The 19,143-nt window shown below is 65.6% G+C and carries 18 protein-coding genes; 9 read left to right on the forward strand and 9 right to left on the reverse strand.

All coding sequences use genetic code 11. The annotated features are described in order from the left end of the window. Positions 1-40 precede the first annotated feature (40 nt). Entirely contained in the window at positions 41-865 is an 825-nt protein-coding gene (gene ppgK / locus CH278_RS11435) for a polyphosphate--glucose phosphotransferase (protein ID WP_052053353.1), read from the forward strand. A gap of 160 nt (positions 866-1,025) precedes the next feature. After that, the gene (locus CH278_RS11440; protein WP_032365052.1) at positions 1,026-2,354 is read left to right on the forward strand and encodes an RNA polymerase sigma factor; all 1,329 of its coding nucleotides are present in this window, start codon (positions 1,026-1,028) and stop codon (positions 2,352-2,354) included. A gap of 78 nt (positions 2,355-2,432) precedes the next feature. On the opposite strand, the gene CH278_RS11445 is transcribed toward CH278_RS11440, so the two are convergent. Then, positions 2,433-2,792, reverse strand: coding sequence for a DUF952 domain-containing protein (locus tag CH278_RS11445; protein WP_032370442.1), 360 nt, complete (start codon positions 2,790-2,792; stop codon positions 2,433-2,435). A 71-nt stretch (positions 2,793-2,863) separates the two neighbouring features. Continuing rightward, entirely contained in the window at positions 2,864-3,793 is a 930-nt protein-coding gene (locus CH278_RS11450) for an EamA family transporter (protein ID WP_052053313.1), read from the reverse strand. A 233-nt stretch (positions 3,794-4,026) separates the two neighbouring features. On the opposite strand from CH278_RS11450, the gene CH278_RS11455 reads away from it, so the two are divergent. Next, positions 4,027-4,221, forward strand: a complete 195-nt coding sequence (locus CH278_RS11455; RefSeq protein ID WP_027496884.1) for a DUF7455 domain-containing protein — start codon at positions 4,027-4,029, stop codon at positions 4,219-4,221. Between the two features lie 149 nt (positions 4,222-4,370). Here CH278_RS11455 and CH278_RS11460 read toward each other — a convergent pair whose 3' ends face one another. Further along, positions 4,371-6,110, reverse strand: a complete 1,740-nt coding sequence (locus CH278_RS11460; RefSeq protein ID WP_032400812.1) for a DEAD/DEAH box helicase — start codon at positions 6,108-6,110, stop codon at positions 4,371-4,373. Positions 6,111-6,301: 191 nt separating this feature from the next. On the opposite strand from CH278_RS11460, the gene CH278_RS11465 reads away from it, so the two are divergent. Then, complete coding sequence (locus tag CH278_RS11465; protein WP_052053314.1) at positions 6,302-7,402, forward strand: YihY/virulence factor BrkB family protein; 1,101 nt, start codon at positions 6,302-6,304, stop codon at positions 7,400-7,402. Positions 7,403-7,440: 38 nt separating this feature from the next. Here the strand turns inward: CH278_RS11465 and CH278_RS11470 are convergent, their stop codons facing one another. Then, positions 7,441-7,677, reverse strand: coding sequence for a DUF3039 domain-containing protein (locus CH278_RS11470; RefSeq protein WP_027496881.1), 237 nt, complete (start codon positions 7,675-7,677; stop codon positions 7,441-7,443). Between the two features lie 91 nt (positions 7,678-7,768). Here CH278_RS11470 and CH278_RS11475 point away from each other — a divergent pair, with 91 nt between their 5' ends. From CH278_RS11475 to CH278_RS11485, 3 genes are all read left to right on the forward strand, one after another. Beyond that, on the forward strand, positions 7,769-8,137 hold the full coding sequence (locus CH278_RS11475; protein WP_027496880.1) for a DUF3099 domain-containing protein: 369 nt from the start codon (positions 7,769-7,771) through the stop codon (positions 8,135-8,137). A 45-nt stretch (positions 8,138-8,182) separates the two neighbouring features. Next, complete coding sequence (locus tag CH278_RS11480) at positions 8,183-9,664, forward strand: N5-glutamine methyltransferase family protein (protein WP_094621945.1); 1,482 nt, start codon at positions 8,183-8,185, stop codon at positions 9,662-9,664. Between the two features lie 169 nt (positions 9,665-9,833). After that, entirely contained in the window at positions 9,834-10,805 is a 972-nt protein-coding gene (locus tag CH278_RS11485) for a sigma-70 family RNA polymerase sigma factor (RefSeq protein WP_027496878.1), read from the forward strand. A 138-nt stretch (positions 10,806-10,943) separates the two neighbouring features. Here CH278_RS11485 and CH278_RS11490 read toward each other — a convergent pair whose 3' ends face one another. Both CH278_RS11490 and CH278_RS11495 read right to left on the reverse strand, forming a co-directional pair. Continuing rightward, on the reverse strand, positions 10,944-13,601 hold the full coding sequence (locus CH278_RS11490) for a bifunctional acetate--CoA ligase family protein/GNAT family N-acetyltransferase (protein ID WP_094621946.1): 2,658 nt from the start codon (positions 13,599-13,601) through the stop codon (positions 10,944-10,946). Between the two features lie 64 nt (positions 13,602-13,665). Then, positions 13,666-14,934 carry an acetoin utilization protein AcuC gene (locus CH278_RS11495; RefSeq protein ID WP_052054723.1) on the reverse strand — a complete coding sequence of 423 codons (1,269 nt, stop codon included), beginning with the start codon at positions 14,932-14,934 and terminating at the stop codon, positions 13,666-13,668. A 185-nt stretch (positions 14,935-15,119) separates the two neighbouring features. On the opposite strand from CH278_RS11495, the gene CH278_RS11500 reads away from it, so the two are divergent. Both CH278_RS11500 and galE read left to right on the forward strand, forming a co-directional pair. Next, a complete protein-coding gene (locus CH278_RS11500; RefSeq protein WP_027496875.1) occupies positions 15,120-15,806 on the forward strand; it encodes a metal-dependent transcriptional regulator in 687 nt (228 codons plus the stop codon). A 46-nt stretch (positions 15,807-15,852) separates the two neighbouring features. After that, on the forward strand, positions 15,853-16,833 hold the full coding sequence (galE, locus tag CH278_RS11505) for a UDP-glucose 4-epimerase GalE (protein WP_027496874.1): 981 nt from the start codon (positions 15,853-15,855) through the stop codon (positions 16,831-16,833). 12 nt (positions 16,834-16,845) lie between these two features. On the opposite strand, the gene CH278_RS11510 is transcribed toward galE, so the two are convergent. The 3 genes from CH278_RS11510 to CH278_RS11520 form a co-directional block, all read right to left on the reverse strand. Further along, positions 16,846-17,961 (reverse strand): DUF4192 domain-containing protein, encoded by a 1,116-nt coding sequence (locus CH278_RS11510; RefSeq protein ID WP_094621939.1) that lies wholly within the window; start codon positions 17,959-17,961, stop codon positions 16,846-16,848. Between the two features lie 169 nt (positions 17,962-18,130). Further along, positions 18,131-18,805 (reverse strand): DUF5642 family protein, encoded by a 675-nt coding sequence (locus CH278_RS11515; RefSeq protein ID WP_371129016.1) that lies wholly within the window; start codon positions 18,803-18,805, stop codon positions 18,131-18,133. Positions 18,806-18,950: 145 nt separating this feature from the next. Then, positions 18,951-19,143 (reverse strand): MBL fold metallo-hydrolase (locus CH278_RS11520; protein WP_143536242.1); only part of this gene is annotated, 193 nt, incomplete at its 5' end.

Below are 19,143 nucleotides of genomic sequence, written 5' to 3' on the forward strand. Positions count from 1 at the left end.
CGGCACACACGAATTCGATCAGGCCAGGAGCGGCATCGACATGACACAGCCAGGTTCGGACAACAGCACCGCGGCGACGGCCGAGCGTCACGGGTTCGGCGTCGACGTCGGTGGCAGCGGCATCAAGGGCGGCATCGTCGACCTGAACACCGGTGAGCTCGTGGGCGATCGCTACAAGATCGAGACGCCTCAGCCCTCGACCCCCGACGCCGTCGCGCGGACCGTGGCCGAGATCGTCGCTCATTTCGAGTGGACCGGACCGATCGGCGTCACTCTGCCCGCGGTGGTCACCAACGGTGTGGCTCGTTCGGCCGCCAACATCGACAAGAGCTGGATCGACACCGATGCGCGCGCACTGTTCGCGAAGGCCATCGGAAACGAGAACATCACCGTCCTCAACGACGCGGATGCCGCCGGGGTCGCCGAGGACAAGTACGGCGGCGGCAAGGGCAAGGACGGGGTCGTCGTTCTGCTCACGTTCGGCACCGGGATCGGTTCCGCCGTTCTGCACAACGGAGTTCTGCTGCCGAACACCGAGTTCGGACACATGGAGATCGGTGGCAAGGAAGCCGAGCATCGCGCGGCGTCCTCGGTGAAGGAGAACAAGGGGCTGTCCTACAAGGAATGGGCAAAAGAGGTCTCCACCGTGCTCGCGACGTTCGAGGCGCTGCTGTGGCCCGACCTGTTCATCGCCGGTGGCGGAATCAGTCGCAAGAGCGAGAAGTGGATTCCGCACCTGACCAACCGAACTCCGGTGGTCCCCGCGACCCTGCTGAACACGGCGGGCATCGTCGGAGCGGCCCTCGCTGCGGACAGTGCCGTCACGTCTGCCGAGACCGGTACATCGGCTGGATCACCGCACTGACACGCGGTGTCGCCACCTGCGAAGGACGAGGGTAGGTAACAAACTCCTGAGAGGTCGTTACAATGGTGTGTGCCGGTACGCAGCCGGCCGAATCCGAAGACCTCTCCGCCGGAAACAACTCTGGCGTGACGCCGCACGACTTCGTCACGAAAGGGCGTACGTGGCAGCCACCGATATCCGTCAGACCGTAGATTCCGAACCTGGAACTGCGACACCTGAACCTGCTGTCAAGGCACCCGCCGCGAAGGCACCGGCTAAGAAGGCACCGGCCAAACGCGCCGCCGCCAAGAAGGCACCGGCCAAGAAGGCCGCAGCGAAGAAGACAGCTGCTCCCGCCACCGGCGATGACGTCGACGAGAGCACCCCGGGAATCGAAGACATCGACATCTCCGAAGGTGATCTCGCCGCCGCAGCGAACGACGTCGTCGAGGTCGTCGCCGCAGGCGACGACACCGAAGAAGACGCAACGAGCGAGCCGACCGCCGAGGACAAGGCGTCCGGCGACTTCGTCTGGGACGAAGAGGAATCCGAAGCCCTGCGTCAGGCCCGCAAGGACGCCGAGCTCACCGCATCAGCGGACTCGGTTCGCGCGTACCTCAAGCAGATCGGCAAGGTCGCCCTCCTCAACGCCGAGGAAGAGGTCGAACTCGCCAAGCGCATCGAGGCAGGACTGTTCGCCGTCGAGAAGATGCGCGAGTCCGCGGAGAAGGGCGAGAAGCTCCCCGTCGCCCAGCGGCGTGACATGACCTGGATCTGCCGTGACGGCAACCGCGCCAAGAACCACCTGCTCGAGGCAAACCTCCGCCTCGTCGTCTCGCTGGCCAAGCGCTACACGGGCCGCGGCATGGCGTTCCTGGATCTCATCCAGGAGGGTAACCTGGGTCTGATCCGCGCGGTCGAGAAGTTCGACTACACCAAGGGCTACAAGTTCTCGACGTACGCCACCTGGTGGATCCGCCAGGCCATCACCCGTGCCATGGCAGACCAGGCCCGGACCATTCGTATCCCGGTGCACATGGTCGAGGTCATCAACAAGCTCGGACGCATCCAGCGTGAGCTCCTGCAGGATCTGGGCCGCGAGCCCACTCCGGAGGAACTCGCCAAGGAGATGGACATCACGCCCGAGAAGGTGCTGGAGATCCAGCAGTACGCTCGCGAGCCGATTTCCCTCGACCAGACCATCGGTGACGAGGGTGACAGCCAGCTCGGGGACTTCATCGAGGACTCCGAGGCTGTCGTCGCGGTCGACGCGGTGTCGTTCACGCTTCTGCAGGATCAGCTGCAGTCGGTGCTCGAGACGCTCTCCGAGCGCGAAGCAGGCGTAGTTCGCCTCCGCTTCGGCCTCACCGATGGACAGCCCCGCACCCTCGACGAGATCGGGCAGGTGTACGGAGTCACCCGCGAGCGAATTCGTCAGATCGAGTCCAAGACGATGTCGAAGCTGCGGCACCCGTCGCGGTCCCAGGTTCTGCGCGACTACCTGGACTGACAATCTTCGAACGACAAGCGACCGTCGATCTTCGGATCGGCGGTCGCTTCTCGTTGCTGGCGACTGCCAGGCTTTCGGTCAGAGCACGGGCGTCCCGAAATCCCCGGCGGGCCCCGGTCGGTACTCGACGGCGGCAGTGACGGCCTCGAGCGGTAGCGGTCCGTACAGGTGCGGAAACAGCATCGACTGCGGGTCGGACGGCACACCCGGCTCCCACTGCACCGGCGCACTCAACCGCGCTGGGTCCAGCGCCAGCAGCACCAGATCGGTGCGTCCTGGGAAGAGCCGGTTCGCGGGCAGATGCACCTGCTCGGGCGTGGAGAGGTGAACGAAACCCAGTTCGGCGAACGACTCCGGCGTGTACTCGGTACCGCCCCGGATTCTCGACCACTCCTCCGTGGTGCACAGATGTACGAGGACGTCGGTTCGTTCGGTCACACCGCCATTGTGCCGGGTTCTCGGGGCCTCGTGTCCCCTACCCCGCGCGTCCCCGAGCCGTGTCCTGGAAGTCAGGGCGGGGGCAGCGTGGGTGCCCCACCGCGCGTTCGGCCCGGCAGGCCGCCGAGCACCACTGCGGCGATGACGGCAAGGATTCCCAGGGACTCGAGCAGCGTCGGCACCTGGGTCAGCACCACGGCACCGACGACAGTCGCGGTCGCGGGCAGCAACGCCAACAGCAACGCGAAGCGAGCCCGACCCACTCGGACCAGGACGTACTGGTCGAGAACGTACGGAACGACGCTCGACAGCAATCCGACGCCCAGGCCCAGAACCCAGATGCGCCAGTCGCTCAGAACGTCGGTGTGCGCGAATGCGAACGGTGCGAACAGCGGCACGGCGAGAACCACCGATGCGATTCCGAAACCGGCGGCCATGTCGTCGAGCCCCTGCCCGGCGTCGGCCACGGACTTGCCCAGCACGATGTACGCCGCCCACAGAGCCGCCGAACCGAGCGCGAACGCGATTCCGATCAATCCCACCTCGCCGCCCTCGAACTGAGCCGACGCGATGGCAGCAACGCCGGCGACCACCAGAACGACCGCGAGTGCATCGGTGAGCTTCCGAGATCCTGCTGCGGCGACGACGATCGGGCCCAGAAACTCGATGGCGACCGCCGCACCCAGGGGCAGCCGAGCGATGGCCTCGTAGAACATCACGTTCATGCCGATGGTGGCCGCTCCGAACGCGGCAGCGGTCACCGCGCGTCGTACCGTCCATGCGGATCCGGCACCGCCGCGTCGACGCCACGGCCTACGCCAGGCGATCAGGACGACAGCGGCACCGAAGCCCCGCAGCCAGGCCACCGCAGCCGGGTTCACCGTGTCGAACAGGAACACTCCGATGGCCGCACCGACGTACATGCATACGGCACCGATCACGAACAGCGAGGGGATACCCAGCCTCGAAGCGCCGGACAGTGAAGAAGAAGTCGAAGCCACACCGGGACCCTACTGCCGCCACCCGTCCCATTCCGTATCAGCTGTCAGCGAACAGGATCCACGGCGTTCCTGCTCGTAGGACATGTTTCGTGTTAGTGACAACACAAAGAAACGCGCTCGGGAACAACGCGTGACCGCCATACGTCTGACAGAGTGAACGAACCGCGCCATACCGACGCGGCGGACCGGCCCCAGGCGAACGGGACATACCTGCAAGCCAGTACGGAGGAGTCATGCCCGGAACATTGACCAGCCCACAATTGACAGCAGCGGACCGGTGCGACCGGTGCGGTGCAGGGGCTCGCGCGCGTGTCGTGCTCTCGACCGGTGGAGAGCTTCTCTTCTGCGGTCACCACGCCACCGAGCACGAAGCCCGCTTGCGTGAAGTGAACGCAACGGTGATGACCGAATCGGACTCCACGGTGTAACCCCACCGACACGTCGGGGGACGCCAGTTCGCCACAGCTGTACCGATACAACTGCATCAACGCACGATCACAACGACGGACGGTCTCTGGACCGTCCGTCGTTGTCGTGTCACCGGCACAGTCCGCCGGCAGCACTCGTCCGTCGGGTGCTACATCTTGCGCAACTGCGCGATTCGCTCACCCAGCTGCTCCGCCGATGCCATCGCCGTCGGCGGGCCACCGCAGATTCGACGCAGATCGCCGTGAATGACGCCGTGCGGCTTCCCCGTCCGGTGGTGGTACACCGCAACCAAACTGTTCAGTTCCCGCCTCAGGCCGGCCAACTGGCCGGCACTGGTGGCCCTGTCGTTGACGACGGCAGGCGCGGGGACCGCCGGGCCCGGAGCGGGTTTGTCGATCTGCTCCTGCTGACGCTGGCGAAGCAGGTCGCGCATCTGCGTCGCGTCGAGCAGGCCGGGGAGCCCGAGATAGTCGGCCTCTTCGTCGCTGCCCGAGAACGTCGCGGTCCCGAACGAGGAACCGTCGTAGATCACCTGATCGAGCTCGGCATCCGCGCCGAGGGAGGTGTACGCCTTCTCTTCCTCGCCCAGCTCGTCCTTCTGCTTGTTGGCGTCGGCCAGCAGCTCGTCGTCGAAGCCGTCCTTCTCGCGGTGGGGCTTGCCGAGAATATGGTCGCGCTGAGCCTCGAGCTGTGAGGCGAGGTCGAGCAGGACCGGTACCGACGGCAGGAAGACGCTCGCCGTCTCGCCCTTACGGCGTGATCGCACGAAACGACCGATTGCCTGCGCGAAGTACAGCGGAGTGGATGCACTGGTGGCGTAGACGCCGACGGCGAGACGCGGAACGTCGACACCCTCGGACACCATGCGAACGGCAACCATCCACCGCTGATCACTCTTGCCGAACTCGGCGATACGAGCCGAGGATGTGGGGTCGTCGGAGAGGACGAGGGTCGGCGTCTCCCCCGTGATCACCTCGATCAGCTTGGCGTAGGCCCGCGCCACCGTCTGGTCGGTCGCGATCACGAGACCACCTGCGTCGGGCATACCGCCCGACCGCAACTGTGCCAATCGTGTGTTCGCAGCCAACAGCACCGCAGGCATCCAGTCGCCCTGCGGGTCGAGGGCGGTACGCCAGGCCCGTGCGGTCTGCTCCGCATTCAGCGGCTCGCCCAACCGAGCGGTGTACTCCTCGCCTGCGCTGTCCCGCCACCGTGCCTCCCCGGAATACGCGAGGAAGACGACCGGGCGAACGACTCCGTCGGCGAGGGCGTCGGAGTAGCCGTACGCGTGATCGGCCTTCGACCGCATCAGGCCGTCCTGATCCGGTTCGTAATTGACGAACGGAATGGGACTGTCGTCGCTGCGGAACGGAGTACCCGTCAACGCAAGGCGTCGGGTGGCGTCGCCGAACGCTTCGCGGATGCCCTCGCCCCAGCTCTTCGCGTCACCACCGTGGTGGATCTCGTCGAGGATCACCAGAGTCTTGCGGGCCTCCGTGCGCACTCGGTGCTTGAACGGATGCGAGGCGATCTGGGCGTAGGTCACCACCACACCGTGGTAGTCACTCGAGGTCTGCCCGGTCGAGTTGGAGAAGCGTGAGTCCAACGCGATGCCCACCCGCGCCGCCGACTCGGCCCACTGATGCTTGAGGTGCTCGGTGGGTGCCACCACCGTCACCTGATCGACGGTGCGGTGCGCGAGCAGTTCGGCGGCGACGCGCAGGGCGAACGTGGTCTTACCTGCACCCGGGGTCGCCACCGCCAGGAAGTCCTTGGGCGAGGCGACGAGATACTTCGTCAGCGCGCGTCGCTGCCAGGCACGTAGAGGTGCCCCGCCGGCGACGGGCGCAGCCGTCTGATCGGTGGATGGTGGTGTGGGATCGAACATGTCAGCGCTCACTGGCCGCCGGTTCCTGGCATCGATGTAAATTCCTCGCGCTCTCGGTAGCCCTGCAGTGTCCGCCGAGGAGCCTATCGCTCCGTACCGACGGATCCCGCATCGCTGGGGTGATGTCGGACGCGACACGGCGCGTCGGTCGTTAGGCGAAGTCGGCATCGGTCAGGAATGCTGGAGGCACCATGAGCGAGTCTGCAGGCCCAACTCCCACGCCGCCGCGATTGTCGGCGAGAAACCCGCTACGTGCGGTGTGGAAAGTGACTCTGCGCACGCTCGGCAAGGCCTGGGACGATTCGATCTTCAGCAAGGCCGCGACCGCCGCCTTCTGGCAGACGCTGTCGCTACCGCCCCTTCTGCTCGGGGTGCTGGGCAGTCTCGGTTTCGTCGGAGGATGGTTCGGCCCCAACACCGTCGACATCATCGAGTCGAAGATCATCACCTTCAGCAACACGCTCTTCAGCAGCAGTGTCGTCGATCAGATCATCGCGCCGACCGTCCGAGACGTACTCGCACAGGGCAGTGGCGAAATCGTCTCGGTCGGCTTTCTGCTCTCGCTGTGGGCGGGCTCGTCGGCGATCTCGACGTTCGTTGACTCCATCGTCGAAGCACACGGACAGGCCGACGCTCGAAATCCCGTCTGGCAGCGGTTCTTCGCGCTGCTCCTGTACGTCGGCTTCCTGATCATCGCGGTGTTCGTGCTTCCGCTCGTCGCACTCGGACCGGTGTACGTCCAGCAGATACTGCCCGATTCGTGGCTGACCGTCGGCAGCGAACTCGTCGACTTCCTGTACTACCCGGCCGTCGGCTTGCTGCTGATCATCGGCCTGACCACGTTGTACAAGCTGGCGTTGCACACGTCACTGCCCTGGCATCGTCTGCTCGGCGGAGCACTGCTGGCCGGGGTGTTCTTCATGATTGCCAGCGCCGTACTCCGCCGGTACCTGACCTGGGTCACCAGCACCGGCTACACCTACGGTGCGCTGGCAACTCCGATCGCGTTTCTGCTCTTCACGTTCTTTCTCGGCTTCGCCGTGGTCCTCGGAGCCGAGTTCAACGCGACGATCCAGGAGTTCTGGCCGGCCAGAGCAACCCGAATGGATCAAATGCGTGAGTGGCTCGCAGCGCAGGCAGCGGCGGACGACAAGCCGTCGGGACCGGTGACCGCGGTAGCACGGCGTTTGGCTACAGGCCCGATCAAAGTCACAGGGCCGATCAAACCCGCAGGGCCGATCGGAGTCGTCGGCGATCGGCAGCGATCCGACCGGCCCGAACCGTCTCAGTGACGGTCGGGCCCGGCGGAGTCACCGTCGAACGTGAGCCGTCACTCGCCCTTCTTGAGGCCCTCGTAGACCTTTTTGCAGTCCGGGCACACCGGTGAGCCCGGTTTTGCAGACTTGGTGACCGGAAACACCTCGCCGCACAGCGCTACCACATGGGTACCCATGACGGCGCTTTCGGCGATCTTGTTCTTCTTGACGTAATGGAAGAATTTCGGCCGGTCATCGTCGGTGGTTTCGTCCGGAGCGATGTCGGGACGGTCCTTCGTCTGAGTGCTCATGAACACAGATTAATCCGTCGCCACACTGTGTTCGAACCGGTCGCACAGCTCGTCGTATGCAATCTGTGAGCGGTAGTGCCACAGTGGAGGTATGACGAGAACCCCAGGGTTCGACGGAAGCGCGTACAGCGACTCGCCGGATGGGCCCGTCCTGATCACCGAGGCGCAACAGTCGGTGGAAGAGCAGCACAAAGCGCGTGTCCGCAAGTACATGTTCATCATGTCCTTCCGCATACCGGCCTTGGTGCTCGCTGCACTGGCATACGGAATGTGGATGAACCCATGGATATCCATGGCGATCGTCGGTCTGTCCATTCCGCTCCCATGGATGGCGGTGTTGATCGCGAACGATCGGCCGCCGCGTACCAAGGACGAAATGAGCCGGTACGACTACCGGACCATCGACAGTCCGGCCATCGAATCGAGCAATCACCGCGTGATCGAAGCCGGCGAGGACTGACAGGAAGCCGACAGGCGGTGCGACACTTGCTCGGTGAACGCACAGATTTTTCCGTCCCCACTGGTCGCTGCCGCCGCTGCCCTCCGTGAAGCCTTCGATCGCGCGGGATACGACGCCGACGGCGTCCTGAGGTTGCTGGGCTCCGACGCCCACGCCGCACTGGGACGCAGCGAACCGGTACCGGTCCGCAATGCGAGCCTCGGCGGCGGAGATCTGGGTGTCTTGGTGCGATTGTTCCTGCTGGTCGACGACTGCCCCGAGGACGAGGTCGCGGCCGCTCTCGCACCGCTGACCGTCTCCGAAGCCATCTCGGCCGGCATTCTCGCTCGTACCGGATCCACGGTGCGCACCCTGCTCGACATCCGGCCCCTCGACGCCGGGCACGGAACCCGGTGGATCGTCTCCGATCCCGACGGCAGCATGCGCGTCGCCGACACGGCCACCGATCATGTGCTCGGCGTCGGCCAGGCGTCGCTGTCGTTGTTGCGCGGTACACCGACCTCGCCAGTGGACACCGTCCTCGACGTCGGGACCGGATGCGGCGTCCAAGCCGTCCACGCGTGCGACTACGCAACGACGGTGACCGCGACCGACATCAGCCCGCGTTCGATGGATCTGGCGGCAGCGACGACGGCCCTCAACGGTCTCGACGTCGAATTGCTGCACGGTTCGTGGTTCGAGCCGGTGGCCGGACGTACGTTCGATCGAATCGTCGCCAATCCCCCGTTCGTCGTGGGACGCGCCGAAGTACTGCACTCGTACCGAGATTCCGGCCTCGACCTCGACGGCGCGAGCGCGTTGATGATCGCCCAGGCACCCGAGCACCTCACCCTCGGTGGGACTGCTGCCATCCTCGCGTCGTGGGTGCACCTCGAGGGCGAGGACTGGCGTACGAGAGTGGCGTCCTGGCTTCCCGCCCACGGCGTCGACGCCTGGGTGGTCGAGCGTGACGTGGCAGACCCCGCTCTGTATGTGGGCACCTGGATGCGCGACGGCGGTTTGGACCCGCGCGACCCCGATGCGGCCGCGGTGGCCCAGTCCTGGCTCGATCATTTCGCCGCCGCGGGTGTCGAGGGCGTCGGTTTCGGGTTCGTCTATCTACGCAAGACGGACTCTCCGACGGATCTGCTCGCCGAGGAGTTGACGCACGGGTTCTCCGACCCGCTCGGGAACGAGTCGCTCGAGTATTTCTCTCGGCTCGAGTGGCTCCGTGACAACGACATTCTCGACTCGGTACTGACTCTCGACCCCAACACCGCGCTCGAACGGGTGTTTCTTCCCGGCGACGAGGGCTGGGCTCCAGTGGCGATCCGTGTCCACCGGGGAAACGGACCACAGTGGCAGCACGACGTCGACGAGCTCGGTGCCGCGCTTCTGGCGGGCCTGCGTCCGGATGGGCTCGCGGTGGGCGAACTGGTCGAGCTGCTCGCCGCCGCGCACGGTGAGGATGCCGACGAACTGGCGGGGCATGCGGTGACGCTGATGCAGGGTCTGGTGCGGCACGGACTCGTGTTGCCGGCTCGCTGAACGGACCTGGGGCTGCGCTGCCGTTCCCGCTGCGAACGTTCTCAGCAACTTCTCAGGACGGACCCGCCGTATTCCCTGGTCAGGCGGGTATCACAAGGATCGGCGTGGGAACTTATCGGAGCGTCCCGAGCGTTGAACCTGTGAGACACCACCGACCAGGAGGCAAGTCATGACCAGCCCCAGCACCACGATTCGTCCGCGGCCCACCGATGCCGATCTGGACGCCCAGAGCCCAGCAGCCGATCTCGTTCGCGTGTACCTCAACGGCATCGGCCGCACCGCGTTGCTGACGGCTGAAGAAGAGGTCGACCTGGCCAAGAGGATCGAGGCAGGTCTGTACGCCAAGCAGGTTCTCGAGAACACGAAGCGGTTGAGCGCAGTCAAGAAGCGCAACCTGGCCATCATCGTGCGGGACGGAAGCGCGGCGCGCAGCCATCTGCTCGAAGCAAACCTCCGGTTGGTCGTCTCGCTCGCCAAGCGCTACACCGGTCGCGGAATGCCGTTGCTCGACCTGATCCAGGAGGGCAACCTGGGCCTGATTCGCGCCATGGAAAAGTTCGACTACGCGAAGGGCTTCAAGTTCTCGACCTACGCAACGTGGTGGATCCGTCAGGCCATCACTCGCGGCATGGCAGATCAGAGCCGAACGATTCGGCTCCCTGTCCACCTCGTCGAGCAGGTCAACAAACTCGCCCGGATCAAGCGGGAGCTGCATCAGCAGCTCGGACGCGAGGCAACCGACGAAGAGCTGTCGAGTGAATCGGGCATCGCAGTCGAGAAGATTGCGGATCTGCTCGACCACAGCCGGGATCCGGTCAGCCTCGACATGCCGGTGGGTAGCGACGAGGAAGCGCCGCTGGGTGACTTCATCGAGGACTCGGAAGCCACGTCCGCCGAGAACGCCGTCATCGCCGGGCTGCTGCACAGCGACGTTCGCGTCGTGCTCGGCACCCTCGACGAACGTGAGCAGCAGGTCATTCGTCTGCGCTACGGCTTGGACGACGGCCAGCCGCGCACCCTCGATCAGATCGGCAAGCTCTTCGGACTGTCTCGCGAGCGCGTGCGTCAGATCGAGCGCGAGGTGATGGTCAAGCTTCGCCAGGGTGACCGCGCCGAGAAGTTGCGTTCGTACGCCAGCTGATTCCGGTTCTCCGACCGGTGGAGCGACGGTGACCACTCCCGTTCGCGCCATCCGACGCGGTGGCCGAACCGACGTTCTTTTCCCCTCGGGACGTCGGCTCGGTCGCCGCTTCTCTCGTTTTCGGCGACACAGTCCTCGTCAACGCAATCGTCGGGGACCGAGGTCTGCCTTCGTCGGTTCGGGCCCGATTCGTACTCGCGCATCGGTGATGTATGCGCCGTCGGCGGATGCCAGCACCGGTTCGCAAGAAATCTCACGGATGTCGGGAATGTCCTCGGCCAGCGCAGATATGCGCTGGACGAGGTCGATCAGCGCACTCTTGTTGACCGGCACGGCGTTTCGGTAGCCCGACAGCAGCGGAGCAGCCTTCGGCGCGTCGATCAACTGTGCCGCTTCGTCCTCGGTCAACGGCAGCACACGGTAGGCACGGTCGCCCAACAGATCCGAGATCACTCCGGCCAGACCGAACGAGATGAGCGATCCGAACGACGGGTCGTCCTGAACCCGCACCACGCAGCCGATTCCCTTGACTGCCATGCGCTGGACGTGCAGTAGCGGCTCTCCGGATTCGGCGGCCAGGTTGCGGTATGCCACCCGTACTGCCGAGGCGTCGGCGACGTCCAAGCGGACACCGCCCAGATCGGGCCGGTGCCGCCACCGCTTCCCTGTCGCCTTCACGGCAACCGGGTACCCCAGTTCGTCGGCCGCCGCGACGGCCTCGTTCTCGTCGGTGACGGCGCGGAACGCCACGACGTCGAGGCCGTAACAGGCCAACAGTTCGGCAGTCTCGAAATCCGACAGCCAGCGCCCTTGGCCCCCTGCCGAACGCCAATCCCGGACCAGCTGCTTGGCGCGATCGCCGTCGATGCTCTTGGGCCGAACCAGATTCGACACCGGCCGCGAGCGCCAGGACGAATACCGCCACGCGGCGGCGAGTGCCGCCACGGCTCGTTCGGGGCTCGAATAGGACGGAACCGAGCCCCGAACCGGGTGCCCGCCGGGCCCGCGTACAGCCAGCACATCCGGGATACCTTCGGTGGCAAGGAAAGTCGACAGCACCGGCTTGTCGGATCCCCGGACCGCATTGCCCAGCGCAGTCGCGAACGGTTCGACCTCGACCGCGACCGGGGGCACGAACACGACGATCACTGCATCGATGTCGGAGGCGGCCAGTGCCGACGAGACGGCCGCGGCAAAATCCTCGGGACCGGCCTGCGGTCCGACGTCGGTCGGGATATCGGCATGCAAGCCTTTGGCGCGAGCGGCGTCGACGGCCAGGACTCCCAGGGCCGTGGAGTTGCCCACGACGGCGACGCGTGGGCCGGCCGGGAGGGGTTGGTTGCCGAACAGTACTGCGCAGTCGAACAGTTCGGAGATGGTGTCGACCTGGATCACTCCGGCTTGGGCGAACAACGCTCGGACGATGGAATCGTCGATGTCGGCACCGATGGCGTGTGCGGGTGGTACGGCTCCGCGGCCGCTCTTGACCGCGATGATCGGCTTGCTGCGCGCTACCCGTCGAGCGATTCGGGTGAATTTGCGGGGATTTCCGAAGCTCTCCAGGTACAGCAGAATCACCTCAGTCGCCGGGTCGGAGTCCCAGTACTGCAACAGGTCGTTACCCGAGACGTCCGCTCGGTTGCCGGCAGAGACGAACGTCGACAGACCCAGTCGGCGATTGGCTGCCTCGTCGAGAATTGCGATGCCGAGTGCGCCGGACTGGCAGAAGAAGCCGACGTTGCCCGGGGTCGGCAGATGCGGTGCCAATGTGGCGTTCAACCCGAACTCAGGGTCGGTGTTCGCGACGCCGAGCGCGTTGGGCCCGATCAATCGCATCCCGTGGGCACGGGCGGCGAGCACCAGCCTGCGTTCGCTCTCCTGCCCCGCTGGCCCGGTCTCGCCGAATCCACCCGACACCACGAGCAGTGCTTTGACACCTTTGTCCAGGCAGTCGCCGAGCACTGCGTCGATGGCATCGGCCGGAACCGCAGCGATAGCAAGGTCGACCGGGTCCGGGATGTCGTGCACGGTGGCGTACGCGCGGACACCGCGCACCGAGCGGTGGTCGGCGTTGACGGGGTACACCGGGCCCGTGAAGTTACCGGCGAGCAGGTTCGCCAGCACCGCGTTGCCCACCTTGGAGCTGTCGGTCGATGCGCCGATGACGGCGACCGATCGAGGGCTGAGTACGTTGCGAACGCTACGGGCCTCGGCCGCGCGCTCGCGAGAGTTCCGCACCGACAGCAACGCCTCGCTCGGATCGATGGCGAATTCCAGCCGTAGAACACCGCCCTCGAAGGAACGGCTCACCTGATATCCGGCCTCCCGGAACACGGTGACCATGTTGCGGTTTTCGGCCAACACCTCGGCGACGAACATGTTGACGCCGTTCTCGGCGGCCGCACCCGCGAGGTGCTCGAGCAGGATGGGTCCGAGTCCGCGGCCCTGGTGGGCGTCGGCGACGACGAATGCAACCTCGGCCGAGTTGCCGTCGCCCTCGGGTAGCCGCTCGTACCGGCCGACCGCGATGATGTCGTCGCCCAGTACTGCAACGAAGGCCACACGGTCGTGATGGTCGACAGTGGTGAAGTTCAGAACGTCCCGCTGCGGCATCGTCGGATAGGGGCCGAAGTACCGAAGGTATCTGGTGCGCTCCGACAGTCGTCCGTGAAAAGCCACGATGGCCTCGGAGTCCGAGGGCACGATGGGCCGCAGGTGCACGACGCCGCCGTCCGACGTCAGAACGTCGGCGACCCAGTGCCGCGGAAATTCTGTTTCCGCGCGCTCTCGTGCCAGTTCCTTGCTGCTCTTCTCGTCTGTCGCGGCGGCCTGTTCGGCGGCCGGGTCGGTACCGGTGGAATCAGTCACGCGGGTCCTCCGGATCGAGTCCGAGCAGCGGAAACACTGCTCGACGAGTGGCGATGATGGCCGAGTCGACGCGTTCGAGTGCCCGGTCGGTGCCGTCCGTTCCGGCCAACGATCCGCCGGGACCGTCCCAGGCGGGATAGTCGACATCCCCACCGTCGCCCATGGTCTGGGGCAGATCCACGCTCGGTGCCATGGTTCTCACTCGCTCGCGCCAGGTGTCGGGTAGGGGTGCCATCGGATCGATGTCGCGGCCGAGGGCAGCGGCGATCAGGTGAGTCCAGGCCCGTGGAACCACCCGAACGAGGCCGTACCCGCCTCCCCCGACGGCCAACCACCGTCCCTCCGAGTAACGGTCCGCAAGGTCGCGCATCGCCAGGAAGGCCGCGTTCTGCCCGTCGACGGTGAGCGCGAGATCTGCAAGCGGATCCTCGCGGTGACTGTCGACGCCGCATTGACTGACGATGATCTGCGGCCGGAACGCTCCGATCGCGCCCGGAACGATCGCGTGGAAAGCGCGCAGCCAGAGCCGATCTGCGGTTCCGGGCAGCAGTGGGACGTTGATCGAGGAACCCTCGCCGCGTTCGGTCCCTACCTCCGTCGACCATCCGGTGTTCGGCCACAGTGTTGCCGGGTGCTGATGCAACGAGACCGTCAGCACCCGAGGATCACCGAGAAACGCTGCTTGGACGCCATCACCGTGGTGTGCGTCGACGTCGATGTAGGCGATGCGGTCGAACCCGTTGTCCAGCAACCACGAAATGGCAATGGCGGCGTCGTTGTAGACGCAGAAGCCCGAGGCCCAATCGGCCATCGCGTGGTGCATTCCACCGCCGATACTCACTGCTCTCCTGGCCCGCCCCGACGCGATCTCACGCGCGGCCGCCAAGGAGCCGCCGGTCAGCATCGCGCTGGCTTCGTGCATGTGCTCGAACACCGGGTTGTCGTCGGAACCGAGACCGTGGACGACGTCGTCGGGGTCTCGCAGGGCCGGACCCTGCGACGGCGCGCGCTTGACGGCCTCGATGTACGCGCTGGTATGGAAACGCAGCAGCTCCGAGTCCGGTGCCGCCGACGGTTCGACGAGCTCCACGCCCGCCAACACACCGAGATCGGTGGCGAGGGCCATCGTCAGATCGAGCCGCGTCGGGTTCATCGGATGGTCGTCGCTCCACCGGTAACCGAGATAGTCCGCGCTCCACACGACGATGTCCTCGGGACGGTTCGGAATGGATACGGCGGCGCGTGTCGCCTGATCAGACATACGGACAAAACTACGTTGCCGCGCGGGATGGTGTTGCCGGGTTCCGGTGTTGTGTTCGGTACCCGGTTGTGACGCGCCACGGCGAGCGGCTTCCGGGGTTGTGATGCGCCGCGCCCGCCGCCATCGGGTGCAGCGCCGATTCAGAGCCGCTGACGGTAGGATCGAACCCGACGAAGGGGTTGAGTGTGAAGGATCTGGTCGACACCACGGAGATGTACCTCCGGACGATCTACGATTTGGAAGAAGAAGGCGTCATCCCGCTCCGCGCGCGGATCGCCGAGCGGCTGGAGCAGAGTGGTCCCACCGTCAGTCAGACCGTCGCCCGAATGGAGCGCGACGGTCTTCTGTCCGTCGCCGGCGACCGGCATCTGGAGCTGACCGAGAAGGGCCGCAGCCTGGCCGTCGCGGTCATGCGCAAGCACCGTCTCGCGGAGCGTCTGCTCGTCGACATCATCGGACTGCGCTGGGAAGATGTGCACGCCGAGGCGTGCCGTTGGGAACACGTGATGAGCGAGGAGGTCGAGCGCCGGTTGGTCACCGTGCTGAACAACCCGACGACCTCGCCCTACGGTAATCCGATCCCTGGTCTGGCGGAGTTGGGTCTGGGTCAGACGACACTGGCACCGGAGGCTCTCATTCGTCTCACCGACGTACCGCTCGGCGAGCCTACGGCGGTCGTCGTTCGCCGCTTGGCCGAGCACGTTCAGTCCGACCCCGAGGTCATCGCTCAGCTACGCGAGGCGGGCGTGGTTCCCGATGCCCGGGTTACAGTCGAAGCCAAGCCCGGGTCGGTGACGATCACGGTGCCAGGACACAGTGGTGTCGACATATCCGACGAAATGGCGCATGCCGTTCAGGTGAAGAAGGTCTGATCTCTTCCCACGGACGGCCTCTGCCGCGTGTGAGGGAGATCGAACAGTGAAGCTTCTCGTTACCGGTGGTGCAGGGTACGTCGGCAGTGTGTGCGCGGCGGTACTCGACGAACGCGGCCATGAGGTCGTCGTCGTGGACAACCTGTCCACCGGTAATCGGGATGCCGTTCCCGCCGGGGTCACTTTCGTCGAGGGTGACATCAAAGACGTCGCGGCGGAAGTATTGACGGGCGGCGACTTCGATGCAGTTCTGCATTTCGCAGCGCAGTCGTTGGTGGGCGAGTCGGTTGTGTCGCCGGACAAGTACTGGAGTGGGAACGTAGTGACGTCCCTGGCTCTTCTGGACGCGATCCGGTCCTCCGGCACCCCCAAGTTGGTGTTCTCCTCCACCGCGGCCACCTACGGCGAGCCCGAGAAGACTCCCATCACCGAGGACGACCCCACACGTCCCACCAACCCGTACGGTGCGACGAAACTCGCGATCGACCACGCCATCACCTCGTACGCAGCGGCCTACGGTCTCGCCGCTACCAGTCTGAGGTACTTCAACGTGGCCGGCGCGTACAAGGGTTTCGGTGAGAACCGCGTCGTCGAGACCCATCTCATCCCCCTCGTATTACAGGTCGCCCTCGGTCAGCGAGAGAAGATCTCGGTGTTCGGCACGGACTGGCCCACTCCCGACGGCACAGCCGTCCGCGATTACATCCACGTCGCCGATCTCGCCGAAGCGCACATCCTCGCCGTCGATGCCGCCCAACCCGGTCGGCACTCCATCTACAACCTCGGCAGCGGAACGGGATTCTCCGTCGACGAGGTCATCTCGTCGTGCAAGCGCGTCACCGGACTGCCCATTGCCGTCGAACATGCGCCTCGCAGGCTCGGTGATCCGGCCGTACTGATTGCATCGAGCGCCCGTGCCGTCGAGGAACTGCACTGGACGCCGGAGTTGACCGATCTCGATCGCATCGTGTCCGATGCGTGGGACTTTCTGCAGCAGCTCGGCGACCGTTCTCACGCGGCTCGCTGAGCAGACTCCAGATCAGCGCCGACCGAACGGGTCGCCCGGTAGCCGAATGCCACAGGCTCGCGCACAGGCGAACCCACTCTCGGCGACTTCGCGAACCAGGGCAGGACTGGCACCGACACCGAGCGACCGGTCCAACAGCGACGCCAAACTGTGGGAGCTGTCTGCCTTCAGGGCCGCATCGATCGCGATTCGGGCCATCGGTCCGTCTCCTCGCACGTAGGCACTGAACGCGAGAAGTGTTGCTGCTATTGCTCTTTCGTGGTTCGGAACCACACGGACGAGGTGCGCCCAGAATTCCTCGACGACATCTGCATCCTCACCGAGAGTCAGTGCCAGCACCGCGTCCCGGACCTGCACATGCCCGATCGCGACGGCGACCCGCGCGAAGTCGGTGGTCTCGAGCTCGGAGTCGTAGGGAGACCGCGCGAGGTAGGACAACACCGCTGTCAGGTGGTCGGTCAGCGACAGTGCACCGCTGCGCCGAAACTTTGCCATCTCGGCGGCGACTGCCTGCACCGTCTCGACCGGGCCGGGTGCGATGAATTCGGCGAGCTCGTCTCTCGATCGTCGCACCGGATAGCCGTCCAGCACTCTGGCCACCGTCAGCGGCGATGCCGTCGGATCGGCGATACGACCGTGCTGCCGTGGGCCCTGCAGCGACCACCAGTGCGCGGCATCGGCAATGGCCGAGGTTGCGAAGGCGGCTTCGAGCCGCACGCCAAACGTCGGGAGGGTGACCTCGAGCTCGTTCACCAGATCCTGAACGTCGAGTGTGTAGTGCGTTCGCTCGTTGCGGCCGAGTCTGTCGTCGACGAACACAGCGATCACCGAGACGATGTTCTCGAATGCGCAGTAGCCCGCCAGGTAGTCGATGACGTCGAGCATGTCCGGCGTGGCGCGAGTGTCGCTACCCGCACGTCGATCGGTGTGCTCGCCGGCCAGCACGAGGTCGTGCCGCATCGTCGGGCCGATGCTGGTGCCGCCGTCCTCGAGCGCGATCAGCACCATGGATCGATGGGGATCGAAGCCGAGCATCGCCGGGATCGCGGCCAACAGTTCGCTCGCGTCACCGATCCGTACGCGGTGTCGACCGGAGAAGGGGTCGTGGGAGTTCGTGGGTGTGTACATGCCTCGAAGTCTTACGAGGCTCCGTGGTGCCTTCCCGGCTCGACCAGGGGCCGAGCAGCACCCTGTGCATGCCGGACTCTCTGTGGATGAAACGGCGTCCACCCGCCTCCGCCGAGCGGACCGTGTCGGTCCGCTCTGCTAGAGAGGCCGCCACTCCGGCGGGAGAACGTCAGCTCTGGTTCACCTTCTGCACCGCGGCCGTGAACAGCTCGTCCAACGTCATTGCATCGGGTGTGGCGGACCCGAAGGACATGAATGTCGCCGAGATCCGCACGCCGTCGACCTGCGCCATCAGGGTCAACATCGACTGGGTGACGGCATCCCCGCCGGTGCCCGACGAGACGGTCTGTCGCACGGCGAGTGTGTCGTCAGCGTCTATCGGCGGTGCGGGTGTCAGCGTGGACGTGACCGTGGAGGTGGCACCGGACTTGGTTGCGGTCACTTCGCCGCACTGTTCGAGCTGCTCTTTGCGCGCCGAGAGCGGCTGGTCGACAGCGGTCAGTTCGATGGAGATCGTGGATCGACTGTCGTTGTCGGTGCCGACGATCATCGCCGTACCGGTCGGGCCGAAGTCCTGGTCCGCTGGTTTGCACCCCGCCGGGCTGACCTCGGCGCCGGCCGGTATTCCGCTGAGATCGGGAGCGGCCTGCGAGATGGCCTGCTGGGGCAGAACCAACGCGTCGTACGGGGCCGGGAAGCTCGCCGGGTCGATGAGCAGTGTGTTCAGGTCCGTGCCGGGCTGCGATGCGGTGGTGCCACCGGCAGTGGGCTCGGCTGTTCCGGTGACGGTGGAGCTGCACCCCACCAGCACGAATGCTCCGATCGCCGCCGACGTGGCAGCGATGGTCAGGCGGGTCTGTGCGGCGCGGCTCACGTGAAGTCCTCTTCGAGTTCGTGGGGACGCCGCAGCGAGCGCTTCGGCGTCCCCACCACTGTCTCATTCCACCTACCTCGAACGCGGCAGGCGAGCTACGGCAGTGTCGTCGGTGTCAGTTTCCGCGGGCTATCCATTCTTCGAGGTGCGGGGACTCGTCCCCGATACTCGTTCCGTCTCCGTGCCCGGTGTTGACTCGGGTCTCGGCAGGCAACGCGAACAACCGATCCCGGATCGAGCCGATGATCGTCGGGAAATCCGAATACGACCGACCCGTCGCACCGGGCCCACCGGAGAACAACGTGTCC

The organism is Rhodococcus sp. 05-2254-5, assembly GCF_002258575.1.
GTDB lineage: Bacteria > Actinomycetota > Actinomycetes > Mycobacteriales > Mycobacteriaceae > Rhodococcoides > Rhodococcoides fascians.

What these genes read in the sequence shown, in the direction of transcription:
- ppgK (WP_052053353.1), top strand. Translation starts at nt 41, where the DNA reads ATGACACAGCCAGGTTCGGACAACAGCACCGCGGCGACGGCCGAGCGT.
- CH278_RS11455 (WP_027496884.1), top strand. Translation starts at nt 4,027, where the DNA reads ATGCCCGGAACATTGACCAGCCCACAATTGACAGCAGCGGACCGGTGC.
- CH278_RS11460 (WP_032400812.1), bottom strand. Translation starts at nt 6,110, where the DNA reads ATGTTCGATCCCACACCACCATCCACCGATCAGACGGCTGCGCCCGTC.
- CH278_RS11465 (WP_052053314.1), top strand. Translation starts at nt 6,302, where the DNA reads ATGAGCGAGTCTGCAGGCCCAACTCCCACGCCGCCGCGATTGTCGGCG.
- CH278_RS11470 (WP_027496881.1), bottom strand. Translation starts at nt 7,677, where the DNA reads ATGAGCACTCAGACGAAGGACCGTCCCGACATCGCTCCGGACGAAACC.
- CH278_RS11475 (WP_027496880.1), top strand. Translation starts at nt 7,769, where the DNA reads ATGACGAGAACCCCAGGGTTCGACGGAAGCGCGTACAGCGACTCGCCG.
- CH278_RS11485 (WP_027496878.1), top strand. Translation starts at nt 9,834, where the DNA reads ATGACCAGCCCCAGCACCACGATTCGTCCGCGGCCCACCGATGCCGAT.
- CH278_RS11495 (WP_052054723.1), bottom strand. Translation starts at nt 14,934, where the DNA reads ATGTCTGATCAGGCGACACGCGCCGCCGTATCCATTCCGAACCGTCCC.
- CH278_RS11510 (WP_094621939.1), bottom strand. Translation starts at nt 17,961, where the DNA reads ATGTACACACCCACGAACTCCCACGACCCCTTCTCCGGTCGACACCGC.